The organism is Streptomyces sp. NPDC085932 (assembly GCF_044540525.1).
Taxonomy (GTDB): domain Bacteria; phylum Actinomycetota; class Actinomycetes; order Streptomycetales; family Streptomycetaceae; genus Streptomyces; species Streptomyces levis.
In genome coordinates this window covers 18,314-33,233 of the sequence record NZ_JBITSJ010000012.1, presented here as the reverse complement: position 1 = coordinate 33,233, position 14,920 = coordinate 18,314, and the positions used below count along the sequence as shown (strand labels likewise).

The 14,920-nt window shown below is 69.2% G+C and carries 14 protein-coding genes and 3 pseudogenes; 12 read left to right on the top strand and 5 right to left on the bottom strand.

The features are described from left to right. Nucleotides 1–1,124: 1,124 nt before the first annotated feature. Nucleotides 1,125–1,466, bottom strand: a pseudogene (locus ACIGAQ_RS37265) (transposase); the annotation flags it as partial. Between the two features lie 129 nt (nucleotides 1,467–1,595). On the opposite strand from ACIGAQ_RS37265, the gene ACIGAQ_RS37260 reads away from it, so the two are divergent. The 3 genes from ACIGAQ_RS37260 to ACIGAQ_RS37250 are packed head-to-tail and all read left to right on the top strand — an operon-like array spanning nucleotide 1,596 to nucleotide 2,699. After that, nucleotides 1,596–2,111, top strand: coding sequence for a winged helix-turn-helix domain-containing protein (locus tag ACIGAQ_RS37260; protein WP_399791142.1), 516 nt, complete (start codon nucleotides 1,596–1,598; stop codon nucleotides 2,109–2,111). 15 nt (nucleotides 2,112–2,126) lie between these two features. Beyond that, entirely contained in the window at nucleotides 2,127–2,471 is a 345-nt protein-coding gene (locus ACIGAQ_RS37255) for a transposase (RefSeq protein ID WP_399791206.1), read from the top strand. A gap of 30 nt (nucleotides 2,472–2,501) precedes the next feature. Then, on the top strand, nucleotides 2,502–2,699 hold the full coding sequence (locus ACIGAQ_RS37250) for a transposase (protein ID WP_399791140.1): 198 nt from the start codon (nucleotides 2,502–2,504) through the stop codon (nucleotides 2,697–2,699). On the opposite strand, the gene ACIGAQ_RS37245 is transcribed toward ACIGAQ_RS37250, so the two are convergent. Continuing rightward, nucleotides 2,693–3,379 (bottom strand): FadR/GntR family transcriptional regulator, encoded by a 687-nt coding sequence (locus tag ACIGAQ_RS37245; protein WP_399791137.1) that lies wholly within the window; start codon nucleotides 3,377–3,379, stop codon nucleotides 2,693–2,695. The genes ACIGAQ_RS37250 and ACIGAQ_RS37245 overlap by 7 nt on opposite strands. A gap of 85 nt (nucleotides 3,380–3,464) precedes the next feature. Continuing rightward, a pseudogene (locus tag ACIGAQ_RS37240) lies at nucleotides 3,465–3,719 on the bottom strand (ABC transporter permease); the annotation flags it as partial. 857 nt (nucleotides 3,720–4,576) lie between these two features. On the opposite strand from ACIGAQ_RS37240, the gene ACIGAQ_RS37235 reads away from it, so the two are divergent. The 9 genes and pseudogenes from ACIGAQ_RS37235 (at nucleotide 4,577) to ACIGAQ_RS37195 (ending at nucleotide 12,594) form a co-directional block, all read left to right on the top strand. Beyond that, nucleotides 4,577–5,428 (top strand): fumarylacetoacetate hydrolase family protein, encoded by an 852-nt coding sequence (locus ACIGAQ_RS37235; RefSeq protein ID WP_399791134.1) that lies wholly within the window; start codon nucleotides 4,577–4,579, stop codon nucleotides 5,426–5,428. Between the two features lie 11 nt (nucleotides 5,429–5,439). Continuing rightward, nucleotides 5,440–6,777, top strand: a complete 1,338-nt coding sequence (locus ACIGAQ_RS37230; RefSeq protein WP_399791131.1) for an L-fuconate dehydratase — start codon at nucleotides 5,440–5,442, stop codon at nucleotides 6,775–6,777. Further along, entirely contained in the window at nucleotides 6,774–7,547 is a 774-nt protein-coding gene (locus tag ACIGAQ_RS37225) for an SDR family NAD(P)-dependent oxidoreductase (protein ID WP_399791128.1), read from the top strand. Before ACIGAQ_RS37230 ends, ACIGAQ_RS37225 begins: the two co-directional genes overlap by 4 nt. A gap of 7 nt (nucleotides 7,548–7,554) precedes the next feature. Beyond that, nucleotides 7,555–8,522, top strand: a pseudogene (locus ACIGAQ_RS37220) (aldo/keto reductase). Continuing rightward, entirely contained in the window at nucleotides 8,519–8,830 is a 312-nt protein-coding gene (locus ACIGAQ_RS37215; protein ID WP_399791125.1) for an L-rhamnose mutarotase, read from the top strand. The pseudogene ACIGAQ_RS37220 and the gene ACIGAQ_RS37215 overlap by 4 nt, the downstream one beginning before the upstream one ends. After that, entirely contained in the window at nucleotides 8,827–9,735 is a 909-nt protein-coding gene (locus ACIGAQ_RS37210; RefSeq protein WP_399791122.1) for an amidohydrolase family protein, read from the top strand. The genes ACIGAQ_RS37215 and ACIGAQ_RS37210 overlap by 4 nt, the downstream gene beginning before the upstream one ends. Then, entirely contained in the window at nucleotides 9,726–10,466 is a 741-nt protein-coding gene (locus ACIGAQ_RS37205) for a (Fe-S)-binding protein (RefSeq protein WP_399791119.1), read from the top strand. Before ACIGAQ_RS37210 ends, ACIGAQ_RS37205 begins: the two co-directional genes overlap by 10 nt. Next, nucleotides 10,463–11,962 (top strand): LutB/LldF family L-lactate oxidation iron-sulfur protein, encoded by a 1,500-nt coding sequence (locus ACIGAQ_RS37200; protein WP_399791116.1) that lies wholly within the window; start codon nucleotides 10,463–10,465, stop codon nucleotides 11,960–11,962. Before ACIGAQ_RS37205 ends, ACIGAQ_RS37200 begins: the two co-directional genes overlap by 4 nt. Continuing rightward, entirely contained in the window at nucleotides 11,959–12,594 is a 636-nt protein-coding gene (locus ACIGAQ_RS37195; RefSeq protein ID WP_399791113.1) for a lactate utilization protein C, read from the top strand. The genes ACIGAQ_RS37200 and ACIGAQ_RS37195 overlap by 4 nt, the downstream gene beginning before the upstream one ends. Nucleotides 12,595–13,292: 698 nt before the next feature. Here the strand turns inward: ACIGAQ_RS37195 and ACIGAQ_RS37190 are convergent. Further along, entirely contained in the window at nucleotides 13,293–14,153 is an 861-nt protein-coding gene (locus ACIGAQ_RS37190; protein ID WP_399791110.1) for an IS5 family transposase, read from the bottom strand. 41 nt (nucleotides 14,154–14,194) lie between these two features. Next, nucleotides 14,195–14,608, bottom strand: a complete 414-nt coding sequence (locus ACIGAQ_RS37185) for a MarR family winged helix-turn-helix transcriptional regulator (protein WP_399791107.1) — start codon at nucleotides 14,606–14,608, stop codon at nucleotides 14,195–14,197. Between the last annotated feature and the right edge of the window lie 312 nt (nucleotides 14,609–14,920).

Sequence of the window (14,920 nt, the reverse complement as noted above, 5' to 3'; positions counted from 1 at the left end):
GTCAGGCAGTCTCTGCTCTGAGCGGGTGCGCGCGGGACCACAGGTCGGACACTCTTGTGTCCATCGAACGGTGGACACTTCTTTCGGTCTTTGCTCGAGAATCCGAGGGCGATACCGAACGAGCAGGAGGGCCACTGCTGCCGTGTGCTGAGCTGGCACAGGTACCTGTCGTCCGCCTCAACGGCAGGCTTCATGCAGGGCACCGCACGGTTCGAGCGAACCTTCTTTAGAGCCCGATCAGTCCGGCTGAGGCGTGGCGGACGGCCGCGCTCGGGCGGCAATCCGAGTCCGAGAATCCACCGGGCTTGATATCAACTTGACCGTTGCCTCAGACATTCAACCAGCTCAGGCAGCCGTTCGTCGCGGGCGCGGGTCTTGGCACGCGCTTCCTCTGGTCGTTCCCGCCCGGCCGTCCCTCGGCACCGATCGCCACATCCACATACGAAGAGCCTCCCGACCTGCGAAGAAGCCGGTGGGCGTGCCCCTAATCAGCGGTCTGTCAGTGCCTCCGGGGCTGGTGACACCACCCCCAGGCCATGCATGCTACAAGGGCGAAAGTCATGCCAACTCCGGAGGCCGGGCGCCCCATTGCGGGGCCACCAAGAAAGCAATTGTGATAGTCAACCTGCGGCCCGGGATGGGTTGCTGCCAGGTTGACGTTGACGTTTCGGTATGACCCGCAGGGTAAATGGCGGCTCGTCAGAGCTTGCCGTGCCCCCGTAGGCCTGAACGAACGTGCCTCGCTGACGGTCAAACGCATGGGTGCAGATCCCGTCGTATATATCTTGCCCGCCGTGGCGGGCGCGCGGTCGGCTGTGACGAGCCGACGGGCGTTCCCCCCTTTCACCGATGGGAGGACGGGCGTGCTCGCGAACTGCGGAGGTGGACGCTCGGCGCGCGCCGGTTGCGGATGCGGCCATGTCGTCGGCACCCGGAGCAATGGCGGACCAGGAGAACGTCGCTACAGGTCGTGTACTGCGCTGGGAACACTATTCACCTCAATGATGGAACCAAGTATGTGGGTAGTAGCGTTGACAGCATGCGGACTCGGGCGAACAAGTCCATGAGGTCGAAGCATGCGGTGAGGAAAGCCGGATATAATGCCGACGACGTCGTGAACGTCACTTGAGAGCCCGGACGTGCGACCCGTCCACGGAGCAGTCGTCCAGGTCCAGCAGCCCGGCGCGGCGCAACTCGGTCAGCAGGGCAGCATGCAGGCGTGGCCAGACACCGGCTTCGGTCCAGTCCCGCAACCGGCGCCAGGCCGTCACTCCGGAGCAGCCCACGGTCTCCGCCGGGACGTCCCGCCAGGCGACACCGGTCCGCAGCACGTGCATGATGCCGGCGAGGGCCACTCGGTCGGGAACGCGTAGCCGCCCCGGGTAGCGATGGCGCCGTTCGGGAGCGAGCGGCAGTAGCGGGGCCACCCGCTCCCACAGGTCATCAGGAACAAGATCAGCGCGCACCCCGGACACCCAGTCGACCAAGATCGTCGAGCACAAGACCTGCAGCTCAACTCATTCTGAAACGATCAGTTACTGATCTTTTCGTAAGTTCGGTGGGTGTGGTGGCTGTGTGGGTGGGAGGCTGTCGGGATGGCATATCAACCTTCCCCTTCGGTTGCCGGCTCCTCCCTTCCTCCTCTGTCGCGGCCTCAGTTGGCGGAGGCGCGTCGTGTTCGGGCAGTCGAGTTGTTCGAGGGCGGCGTCTCGAATGCGGAGATCGCGAGGGCGGTGGGAGTGTGTGCCGAGAGTGTGCGGCGTTGGCGGCGGGTGTGGGAGCAAGACGGTGCCCCGGGCCTGCGCAGACGGGCAGCCACCGGACGCCCTCCCAAGCTGGACGACACCCAGGTCGAGATGGTCCGGGCCGCGTTGGAGCAAGGTGCCCAGGCTCATGGTTTCGAGGCCGACCTGTGGACCCTGGAACGAGTCGGCGTGGTCGTCACCCGGGCAACGGGGGTGGTGTTGTCGAGGGCGTCGGTATGGCGGCTGCTGACAGGCCGGCTCGGATGGAGCCTGCAACGGCCCGAGCGGCGGGCGGTCGAGCGGGACGAATCGGAGATCGCCCGCTGGATCGCGCACGAGTGGCCGCGCATCAAAAGGGAGCCGTGAAACACACGTGCCTGGATCGTCTTCCTCGACGAATCAGGCGTCTCCCTGCTTCCTCAGATCCGCCGCACCTACTCGCCCCGAGGGCACACTCCGCTCCTGCGGCACCGGCTGAACTGGAAGCGCGCGTCGATGGCCGGAGCCTTGGGCTACCACTCCACCGACCCCGATCGTGGGGCCCGCCTGTGCTTCCGCCTCAAGCCCGGCAGCTACGACACCACCGGACTCATCGAGGTCCTGGAGCAGGTGAAGGTGTTCTACCGCGGCGAGAACGTGGTCCTGGTCTGGGACGGCCTGTCCGCCCACTGGAACCGGGCGATGCGGGCCTGGGCCGCCGGACGGGACTGGCTCACCCTGGAATGATTACCCGCCTACGCTCCAGAGCTGAACCCGGTGGAACTGCTGTGGTCCTCGCTCAAGAAGCGTGAACTCGCCAACCTCGCCGGCGACCACCTCGCCGATGTCGCCGACGCCGCCGAGCAAGGCATCCACCGCATCAACGCCAACCCCCGACTGCCATGGTCATTCCTCGCCCATACCGGCCTGACCATCCACCCACCACACCCACCGAACTTACGAAAAGATCAGTAAGGGGCATCGGTCAGGCTGGTCGCCAGCCACTGCTCGACGGCGGTGATGTGCACCGTGGCGGCCGAGGCGGCCAGCAGGGCGTCGCGTGCCCGGAGCGCGTCGAGGATCTGCTGGTGGTCCCGGTGCGCGTTGTCCACGGCCCGCCGGGCCTGGCTGCCCCGGACGATGCGGGCGCGCTGGGTGCTGGTGGACAGCACGCGCAGCAGCATGGACAGCACCGGATTGCCGACGGCTTCGGTGATCCTCGTGTGGAAGGCAATGTCGTGGGCCACGAACTCCTCGACGGTGGCGGCCGACTGGGACTGCTCCAGGATGTCGCCGAGTTCTCGCAGGTCTTCGGGTGTCAGCAGCGCGGCGGCCAGCCCGGTCGCCTGCGGCTCCAGGAGCCTGCGCACCTGGATCAGTTGCAGGGCGGTCTGCCCCTGGGAGACATCGGAGGCGAAGGAGAGCGTCTCCAGGAGGAGGTGGGGCTCCAGGCTGGACACGTAGGTGCCGTCGCCCTGCCGCACCATGAGGATGCGCATCGCGGTGAGCGCGCGGACGGCCTCGCGCAGCGAGTTGCGGGACAGGCCCAGTTGGGCGGCGAGGAGTTCCTCCTTGGGCAGGCGGGACCCGGGCGCGAGTTCGCCGGCGATGATCATCGCCTTGATCTTGTCCATCGCCTCATCGGTGAGTGCCACGAGGATGCCTTCCTGTGCCGGGGGAGGGGCCAGGTCCGCTCCGCCGTGGCACCGGGGCCGGGGCGGAGCGGCGCGCGAGCCATCCCTACTCCTGCTTCTCGCCGGAGGCGAAGCGCGAGATGATCAGGGCGACGATGATGATGGCGCCGTTGAGGAACTGGTTCCACAGCGCCGGGACGCCCGCGAGCGTCATGACGTTAGCGACGAGCTGGAGGGTGAGGACACCGGTGAGGGCGCCGAACACGGAGCCCTTGCCGCCGTTGAGGCTGACCCCGCCGATGACGGTCGCGGCGAAGACCTGGAAGATCCAGCCGCTGCCCTGCGTCGCCGAGATGGAGCCCTTCATGGCCGTGATTGTCTCCTTTGGCGGGGCGGAGGACTGCGGGGCAGCGCGGAGAGGGAGGCGTATGCGCCGGCCGAGGATGACGGGTGAGTACGCGGGCCGGGCAGAAGGTGGCCCGGCACGAGGCAGTGCGGACCGCGCCCGATGGGGACGGAAGTGAGGACAGCCGGTGCCGAGCGACAGAGGTCAAGCGCGCGCAGTTCCCATTCGTAGAGAATGCGAGCCATTCCTCCGATGTCTCTCGGACGCCGAGGACGTTACGGCGACGTTGCCGACGTTGACAAGCCTCCGCCGCCACTGAATTGCGCAGCATGCCGGCGCACGGCTCCGCAGCCCCGCCACAAGGGGTCGGCAACCCGCCAGGATCCCTGCGTGACCTGCACCTTCGCCCAGTCCTCTGGTCGGGCCGCAGGGACCGCACAAGCTCACGGTTCGGCAACGACGGCTGTGGTCCCTGAGCCGTAGCGGTGGCTGAGGGGCGTGCCCGGGGCCTTTCACCCGCACCGGGAATTGCTCTGCATGCCGTCTCGCGGCTCCCACCAGCGGAGCCTGTCGCACACAGCCGACGTTTCAGTCATCCGAGGAAACCCTCCGCGCCGCCTGGCCCTCCGTGACATCGGCGTCAAGTCCCAGCAGGCAGGGGCGGACTGGCGACGGCAGGGAAAATACATCCGAGGTATTGGTTGCCAGTGGGCTCCGCTGCGTCTACGGTCGCGCTGCCGCCATACATCCGATGACTGGGGGACGGGGAGCTTGGCTCGCCTCTGCTCCGGTCGGAGCACAGCCGGCGGCACGGCCTGTACGACCGGCCGCCACCTTCCTTTCCAAAACCGCCTATGCCAAGGGAACTGCCAGTGAAACTGCTACGAGTCGGCGCCCCCGGCGAAGAGCGGCCCGCTGTCCGCACCGACGACGGCCGGCTGCTGGACCTGTCCTGCGTGACCCACGACGTCGACGCCGCGTTCCTCGCCTCGGACGGTATCGACCGTGCCCGTGCCGCCATCGCGGCGGGAGACCTCCCCGCACTGGACGCGGACGGCCTGCGGATCGGCCCGCCCCTCGCACGCCCCGGCAAGATCGTCTGCATCGGTCTGAACTACCGCGACCACGCCGCCGAGACCGGCGCGGCGATCCCCGAGCGGCCGGTGGTGTTCACGAAGGACCCGGGCACCGTCGTCGGGCCCTACGACGAGGTACTCGTCCCCCGTGGCTCGGTCAAGACCGACTGGGAGGTCGAGCTGGCGGTCGTCATCGGCCGCCGGGCACGCTACCTGGACGGCCCCGACGCCGCCCGCGACGTGATCGCCGGGTACGCGATCAGCCATGATGTCTCGGAGCGGGAGTTCCAACTGGAGTACTCCCCGCAATGGGACCTCGGCAAGTCCTGCGAGACCTTCAACCCGCTGGGCCCGTGGCTGGTCACCGCCGACGAGGTCGGCGACCCGCAGGACCTCGGACTGCACCTGAGCGTCAACGGCGTGAAGCGGCAGAACGGCCACACCAGCGACATGATCTTCCCGGTCGACCACATCGTGTCCTACCTGAGCCAGTACATGGTGCTGGAGCCCGGCGACGTGATCAACACAGGTACCCCCGCGGGCGTGGCCCTCGGCCTGCCCGGCACGCCCTACCTCCGCCCCGGCGACACTGTCGAACTCTCCGTCGACAGGCTCGGCAGCCAGCGCCAGACCTTCGGCCAAGCGTGAAAGGCACCCCCTTGACTGCCATCTCAGCCCGGATCACCGCGGTCGACACCTACGACGTCCGCTTCCCCACCTCGCGGGAACTGGACGGTTCCGACGCGATGAACCCGGACCCCGACTACTCCGCCGCCTACGTCGTGCTGCGCACCGACGCCAGCGACGGCCTCGAGGGCCACGGCTTCACCTTCACCATCGGACGCGGCAACGACGTCCAGGTCGCCGCGATCGACGCCCTGCGGCACCACGTCCTGGGACGCTCGGTGGACGACCTGTGCGCCAACCCCGGGACGGTCAACCGCGACCTGATCGGCGACAGCCAGTTGCGCTGGCTCGGCCCCGAGAAGGGCGTGATGCACATGGCGATCGGCGCGGTCGTCAACGCCGTGTGGGACCTGGCCGCCAAGCGGGCCGGTCAGCCACTGTGGCGCCTGCTCACCCACGCCGAACCCGAGTGGCTCGTGTCCCAGGTCGACTTCCGCTACATCGCCGACGCCCTCACCCCCGAGGACGCCCTCACCCTCCTGCGCAAGGGCCGCGAGGGTCTCGGCGAGCGCGAGACCGTGCTGCTGGAGCGCGGCTACCCCGGCTACACCACCTCGCCCGGCTGGCTCGGTTACTCCTACGACAAGCTCACCCGGCTGGCCAAGGAGGCCGTCGCCGACGGTTTCACCCAGATCAAGCTCAAGGTCGGCGCCGACCTGGACGACGACATCCGGCGGCTGCGCATCGCTCGTGCCGCGGTCGGCGACGGCATCCGCATCGCCATCGACGCCAACCAGCGCTGGAACGTCGGCGAGGCGATCGAGTGGACCAACGCGCTCGCCGAGTTCGGGCCCTACTGGATCGAGGAGCCCACCAGCCCCGACGACATCCTCGGACACGCCGCCGTCCGTGAGGCGGTCGCCCCCGTGAAGGTGGCCACCGGCGAACACGTGCAGAACCGCATCGTCTTCAAGCAGCTCCTGCAGGCCGGCGCCATCGACATCCTCCAGATCGACGCGGCCCGGGTCGGCGGGGTCAACGAGAACCTCGCGATCCTGCTGCTCGCCGCGAAGTTCGGGGTGCCGGTGTGCCCGCACGCCGGTGGAGTGGGGCTGTGCGAGCTGGTGCAGCACCTGTCGATGTTCGACTACCTGGCCCTGTCCGGCACCACCGAGAACCGGGTCATCGAGTACGTCGACCACCTCCACCAGCACTTCACCGCGCCCGTGGTGATGCGCGACGGCCACTACACCGCTCCCCTCGCCCCGGGCTTCTCCGCCACCATGCGCGAGGAGTCCATCGCCGCCTACGACTTCCCGGACGGAACGTTCTGGACCGCCGACCGCGCCGGGCAGGAGAGTGTCGCATGATCGATCTGTCAGGGCTCACGGCCCTCGTCACCGGCGGCGCGTGCGGCATCGGACTCGCCACAGCCCAGGCGCTGGCCGCGCAGGGCGCGGCGGTGGCCGTACTCGACCTCGAACCCGCCGGTGTGCCCGAGCCGCTGCACGCCCTCAAGGCCGACGTCCGCGACGACACCTCGGTGCGCGCCGCCGTGGAGGCCGCGGCCACCGCGCTGGGCGGCATCGACATCCTCGTCAACAACGCCGGCATCGGCGCCATCGGCACCGTCGAGGACAACCCCGACGAGCAGTGGCACCGCGTCCTGGACGTCAACGTCCTCGGCATGGTGCGCACCACCCGCGCCGCCCTGCCCTACCTGCGGCGTGCTGCCACTGCCCGTACGGGCACTGCGGCGATCGTCAACACCTGCTCGATCGGCGCCACCGCCGGCCTCCCGCAGCGCGCCCTGTACTGCGCCAGCAAGGGCGCCGTGCTGTCCCTGACCCTGGCCATGGCCGCCGACCACGTCCGCGAGGGCATCCGCGTCAACTGCGTCAACCCCGGCACCGCCGACACCCCGTGGGTCTCCCGGCTCCTCGACGCCGCCGACGACCCCGAGGCCGAGCGAGCCGCCCTGAACGCCCGGCAGCCCATGGGACGCCTGGTCACCGCCGACGAGGTGGCAGCCGCCATCATCTACCTCGCCAGTCCCGCCGCCGCCTCCGTCACCGGCACCGCCCTCGCGGTGGACGGCGGCATGCAGGGACTGCGACTGCGCCCGGCGGCCCAGTCGTGAGGACCACCTGCTGGGCGGCAGCGCGGTGCAGGTCACGCACCTCGCGCTCGGCTGCGCGGGCATCGGCAACCTCTACCAGCCCGTCACCGACGAGGCCGCCCTCGCCACCGTTCAGGCGGCCTGGGACGCCGGAATCCGCACCTTCGACACGGCACCCCACTACGGGCTCGGCCTGTCGGAACGGCGGCTCGGCGCCGCGCTGCGCGGCCGTCCCCGGGGCACGTTCACCGTCTCCACCAAGGTGGGCCGGCTGCTCGTACCGAACCAGGCCGACGGCCTCGGCGACGACCTCGCGAACGGCTTCGCCGTCTCCGCAACCCACCGCCGTATCTGGGACTTCAGCGCCGACGGAGTGCTGCGCTCGCTGGAGGCGAGCCTGGACCGCCTCGGCCTCGACCGGATCGACGTGGCCCTGCTGCACGACCCCGACGACCACGCCGATCAGGCCCTCACCGAGGCCTACCCGGCGCTGGAGCGGCTGCGGGCCGAAGGCGTGGTCGGGGCGATCGGCGTCGGCATGAACCAGTCGGCGCTGCCCGCCCGCTTCCTGCGCGAGACCGACATCGACGTGGTGCTGCTAGCCGGCCGCTACACCCTACTGGACCAGGACGGCCTCGCCGAACTGCTGCCCGAGGCCGCCGCCCGCGGCCGGAGCGTGGTCATCGGCGGGGTCTTCAACTCCGGACTGCTCACCGCCCCGCGCCCCGGCCGGTGCTCGACCGCGCGCTGCGCCTGCTGGAGGTGACCGAACGCCACGGCCTGCCGCTGCGCGCCGCCGCCCTGCGCTTCCCCTTCGGCCACCGGGCGGTCGCGAGCATCCTGACCGGCGCCCGCTCCCCCGAAGAGGTACGCGACACCGTCGAGCAACTGCGCCGCCCGATCCCGGACGCACTCTGGGACGAGCTGCGCGCCGAGGGGCTGCTGGCCCCGGGCACCCCCGTACCCGTAGCCACGCCGTCGAAGGAGCCGTCATGAGGATCGCCCTGCACACCAAGGTCCGCGCCGACCGCATCGAGGAGTACGAGGCGGCACACCGGGAGGTGCCCGAAGAGCTGACCGCCGCCATCCGCGCCGCCGGGGCGAGCGAATGGACGATCTGGCGCAGCGGCACGGACCTGTTCCACGTCCTGGAGGTCGAGGACTACGCGGCGATGATCGCCGAACTGGAGAAGCTGCCCGTCAACATCGCCTGGCAGGCGCGGATGGCCGAACTGCTGGACGTCGTCCACGACTACTCGGCGCAGGGCGCGGACGCCTCCCTCCCGGTGGTGTGGCGGTTGTGAGCCGCGAGGAGAGCGAAGCCGGCGTCATCGACGCGCACCATCACGTGTGGGACCTGTCCGTCCGCGATCAGAACTGGATCAGCGGTCCCGAACTCGCGCCGCTGCGCCGCGACTTCCTGCTCGCCGACCTGGAGCCGGAGGCTCGCACGGCCGGGGTCACCGCCACCGTGCTGGTGCAGACGATCACGGTGCCGGAGGAAACCCCGGAGTTTCTTCAGCTGGCCGCGTCCAGCGATCTGGTCGCGGGCGTGGTCGGCTGGGCCGACCTGACCGCACCCGATGTCGCCGACCACCTCGCGGGTTTGCGCGCGGGCCCGGGAGGCGAGTACCTGGTGGGCATCCGCCACCAGGTACAACCAGAACCGGACCCCCGCTGGCTGGTGCGCCCCGACGTTCTGCGCGGTCTGACCGCGGTCGCCGAAGCGGGACTCGTCTACGACCTTGTGGTGAAGCCTCACCAGCTCCAGGCCGCCGCCGAGGCCGCCGCGCGCCTTCCGGAACTCACGTTCGTCCTCGACCACCTCGGCAAGCCGCCCATCGCGTCCGGCGCCCTCGCACCCTGGGCCGAGGAGACCCGACGGCTGGCCGCCCTCCCCAACACTCGTTGCAAACTCTCCGGCCTGGTCACCGAAGCCGACTGGGGTTCTTGGACCACACAGGATCTCAAGCCGTACGCCGACACCGTCCTGGACGCCTTCGGCCCCGACCGGCTGATGTTCGGCTCCGACTGGCCCGTCTGCAAACTCGCCGCCGACTACGCCGAAGTCATCGCAGCCGCCCGCGAGTTGACGGCCCGGCTCACCCTCGCCGAACGCCACCAGGTCTTCACCGGCACCGCCGCGCGGACCTACGGCCTGACCGTCACCGGATCCCCAGGCCCACCCCAGGAAGCACCATGCGCATAGCTCTCTTCATCACCTGCTTCAACGACACCATGTTCCCGAGCACCGGCCGCGCGGTGACCGCACTGTTGGAACGGCTCGGCCACACCGTGGAGTTCCCGCAGGGCCAGACCTGCTGCGGCCAGATGCACTTCAACACCGGCTACCGCCCGCAGACACTGCCGATGGTGCGCCGCTTCGCGGAGGTCTTCGCGGGCTACGACGCCGTCGTCGCCCCTTCCGGATCCTGCGCGGGCATGGTGCGCGACCACCACCGGGTGGTGGCCGCCCAGTACGGGGACACCGCCCTCACCGAGGCCGTGGAAGAGGTGGTGCCAACGGTGTACGAGCTGTCGGAACTCCTCGTCGACGTCCTCGGCGTCACCGACGTCGGCGCCTACTTCCCGCACCGCGTCACCTACCACCCCACCTGCCACTCGCTGCGCATGCTGCGGGTCGGAGACCGGCCACTGCGCCTGCTGCGCGCCGTCAGGGGCATCGACCTCGTCGAGCTGCCCGCCGCCGACTCCTGCTGCGGCTTCGGCGGCACCTTCGCCCTGAAGAACCACGAGGTCTCCCACGCCATGCTGGCCGACAAGATGCGCCACGTCCAAAGCACCGGAGCCGAGTTCCTGTGTGCGGGCGACAACTCCTGCCTCACACACATCGGCGGCGGCCTGTCCCGGCTCCGCACGGGCATCGGGACCCTGCACCTGGCCGAGATCCTGGCCTCCACGGAAGGGGGCACACGGTGAGCGGCGCCGACAACGTCGTATGGCTGGGCACGCCGGCCTTCCCCGAGGCCGCGCGCGACGCGCTCGCCGACACCCGACTGCGCGCGAACCTGCGCCGGGCCACCGCAACCATCCGCGACAAGCGGCTGGCGGTCGCCGCCGAACTCGACGACTGGGAAGAGCTGCGCGAGCGGGCGGCGGCCATCAAGCGCCACACCCTGCGCCACCTCGACCACCATCTGCTGCGGCTGGAGAAGGCGGTGACCGCCGCCGGCGGCACGGTCCACTGGGCGGCGGACGCCGCCGAGGCCAACCGCATCGTCACCCGTCTGGTGAAGGCGACCGGTGAGCGTGAGGTCGTCAAGGTCAAGTCGATGGCCACCCAGGAGATCGGCCTCAACGAGGCGCTCGCCGAAGCGGGCATCCGCGCCTACGAGACCGATCTCGCCGAGCTTATCGTGCAGTTGGGCGGTGACCGCCCGTCCCACATCCTCGTACCCGCCATCCACCGGGGCCGCTCCGAGATCCGGGAGATCTTCCTTCGGGAGATGGGGGACTGGGGCAGACCGGCCCCCGACGGCCTCGGCGACGATCCACGCGATCTCGCTGAAGCCGCCCGGCTGCATCTGCGCGAGAAGTTCCTGCGGTGCAAGGTCGCCGTCTCCGGTGCCAACTTCGCGGCCGCCGACACCGGCACGGTGGTGGTCGTGGAGTCGGAGGGCAACGGCCGGATGTGCCTGACCCTGCCGGACACCCTCATCACCGTCATGGGCATCGAAAAGGTCCTGCCCTCCTTCGCCGACCTGGACGTCTTCCTCCAACTGCTGCCACGGTCCTCGACCGGCGAGCGGATGAACCCGTACACCTCGCTGTGGACGGGCGTCACCGAAGGCGACGGCCCCACCAACTTCCACCTGGTGCTGCTCGACAACGGCCGCACCGCCACCCTGGCCGACGAGGTGGGCCGGCAGGCCCTGTCCTGCATCCGCTGCTCGGCCTGCCTGAACGTCTGCCCGGTGTACGAGCGCACCGGCGGCCACGCCTACGGCTCCGTGTACCCCGGACCGATCGGAGCCGTACTGACCCCGCAGCTCGTCGGAGTGGAGAACGCGTCCTCACTGCCCTTCGCCTCGACCCTGTGCGGCGCCTGCTACGACGCCTGCCCCGTGAAGATCAACATTCCGGAGGTGCTGGTCCATCTGCGTGCCGAGGCCGTGGAGGCCCGGCGTCGCAGCCGGCTCCTGCCCACCGCCGAGGCACTGGCCATGAAGGCCGCCGGATGGGTCATGTCCTCCCCGAAGCGGCTCGCGGCAGCCCACCGACTGGTCGCCCTCGGCGCCCGCCTCGTCGCCCGCGACGGCCTCATCGGTGCCCTGCCCGGTCCGCTGACCCGCTGGACCGGAACCCGGGACACGCCGGCACCAGCCCAGGAGTCCCTGCGCGGGTGGTGGCGCCGCACCAAAACCATGAACGAAACACAAGGCCGGACTACGGCGGAAGAAGAGGGACGCCGATGAGCGGCCGCGACACCGTGCTGCGGGCGGTCAGGAACGCGCTGACCGACGTGCCCCGCTCCGAGAACCCCGGCGTCCCACCACCTCCACACGGTCACCGCAACGACCACACGGGGCCGGACATCGTCCAGCTCTTCAGCGAACGCACCGCCGAATACCGCGCCACGGTGGTCCGCGTTCCGGCGACCCGTGCCGCTGCCGCGGTCGGGGACGCGTTGGCACGCACCAAAGCGCGTTCGCTGGTCGTGCCGCCGGGCCTGCCCGCCGATCTGATCCCCGAGGGACCCTGGACGCTGCTGGAGGACACTCCGCCGCTGACGCCAGGACAACTCGACGCGACGGACGCGGTGCTCACCACCAGCGCGACCGCCATCGCCGTCACCGGGACCGTCATCCTCGACCACGGCCCCGGCCAGGGCCGCCGGGCCCTGACCCTCCTGCCGGACCAGCACATCTGCCTGGTCCGCGAGGACCAGATCGCCCCCGACGTGCCCGAGGCGCTGAGCCGACTCGATCCTTACCGCCCCTTGACGCTGGTGTCCGGCCCCTCGGCGACCAGCGACATCGAACTGGACCGGGTGGAGGGCGTGCATGGGCCCCGGACCCTCGACATCATCGTGGTGGAGGGCGCGTAGCCGCAGGTGACGGGAGATCGCGGGAAGCGGCGTGGCCGGGTGGCCGCGCCGCGAACCGTGTCCTGTTCCGCACGCGAGGGCCCCCTATAGGTCCTGTCTATTCCCGTCGCCGCACGCGACTGCGGGATCGTGACGATGTTCTCTCCTCATTTTGTGCCGCTGCTCTAAGTCCGGGTTCCGGACGCTCGACCTCACGCTCGACCAGGTTCTCCGGTCCGCCCCACTGCTCTACGAAAACCGCACGCATGCGATCACCTCATCCTCGTTTCGTTTGGCCCGTCACCGGACTCCCCGTGCCGGAGTCCATGATCTGACCCCGCGATCCATCGTGTATCGGCCCTCAGGCCACCGTGTGACAGGATCTGGCCACATGGGAGGGATGCAAGCGGCGAAGGAGGATAGGCAGCGCCACGCGACGGGGAGGATCCCGCCCCATCGCATCGCCGTGCTCGCCCTACCTGGTGTCCCACCCTTTGAGCTCGGCATCGCATCCCGCGTGTTCGGTAGCGTGGGGGACGCGGATGGCGTCCGCTTTATGACATCGTCGTCTGTACCGCTGACGGAAGCCCCGTGCTCATCGAAGCCGATGGTGCGGCGGCGGTTAGGGCGTGCGCCACGGCCGTGCACCCGCCAGCCGCCGCCCTCGGGGATGCGGCCGAGGTTCTTGACGTCGACGTGGATTTGACTAGGGTCCGTCTTCAAACGGATCTTGCCCAGAGCAGGACTGATGCGAGTGTGACCGCCGCTTCGTAGGAGGTGGCGGTCTTTTCGTATCGGGTGGCGATGCCGCGGAAGGCCTTGAGTCGGTTGAAGCAGCGTCCGATGACGTTGCGTTGGCGGTAGATCTGCCGGTTGAACGTTGGCGGTCGCCCGCCGCGGCGGCCGCGGTTGTGCCGGTGTCGCTGCTGGTCGGTCTTCTCTGGGATGGTGTGGCCGATGCCGCGTTTGCGCAGGTAGGCGCGGAAGCCGCGGGTGCTGTAGGCCTTGTCTGCGATGACCTGGTCGAGCCTGCAGCGTGGTCGGCCCGGCCCGGTGCGCGGGACACGGATGCGCTCCAGAAGGGGTCGCGCGCAGATGCTGTCGTTGCGTTGGCCGGGTGTCACCAGGATCGCGAGCGGGCGGCCCTTGCCGTCACAGGCGAGATGGATTTTGGTGGTCAGTCCGCCTCGGGATCGGCCGAGGGCGTGATCGTCCGGTTCGTCCGGCCGATGGTGCCCCCTTTTCGGGCCGGTGGTGGCGGCGTGCTGGTGGGCGCGGACGATGGTGGAGTCGATCTGGACGAGCCAGTCGATGTCGCCGGTCGCGTCCGCGCCAGCTTGGATCTGTTGCAGGGCCCGGGCGAACACGCCGTCGAGGGCGTAGCGGCGGAAGCGGGTGTAGACGGTCTGCCAGGGTCCGTAGCGTTCCGGCAGGTCACGCCAGGAGATCCCGGTCCGGATCTTGTAAACCATCCCGTTGATGACCTGCCGGTCCGACACCCGCGGCCGGCCCGTCGCAGCCCGCGGTATCAGCGGAGCGAGTAACTCCCACTCCTGATCGGTGAGTTCAAGGCGTATCACCCCACCATGATCCACCACCCGGTGATCTTTGAAGACGGACCCTAGGACAGGGACCGCCACGCCCCGATGAGTGCCTTCCGAAAAGCATCTTTCTGTTCGGCGCTCAGGTTCGCGACCATGCGCTCCTCCAGTTTGCGGGCGGGCTCCGCATACTCGGCGAGCAGTTGCCGTCCCGGGGCGGCAAGCAAGATCAGGCGTTCGCGGCCGTTGCCCGGGTTGGGCTCGCGGCGGACCAGGCCGCGGCGCTCCAGGCTGCGGACCATGTCGGCCATGGACTGGGCGGTGACGAAAGAGTCACGGGCGAGCTGTGCGGCGGAGATTCCATCGCGCCGCTGCAACACGGTGAGGGCGGTGTACTGCAACGCAGTAATCCCAGCGGGCTTAAGCAGTTCCTCCAGGCGAGCGCGCACCGCCAACTCTGTTCTCTTAACCAAATAGAGCAGTGAGGTACTCATGTCCGTCCTCCGTCATGGTGGGTCCGCGCAAGTCATCGTGCCGTTCCCTGAGCTGTGCTTCGCAGACGTGGTGACGTCTCCACAGTAAAGCATTGACAGGAATCCTGTTGATTGTGCAGACTGACTTTCATCAGGATGCCTGTCGATCCAGCTCAGGCCGGGGCATTCGACATCCCACCCCACATAAGAGAGGCACCCCATGCGCCTACGGGGCAAATTCGCAATCATCACCGGTATTGGACGCGGCGCCGACTTGGGGTACGCACAAGCACTCGACGCGGCTGGTGCAGGAACCGAGCTCGAGACCAACGA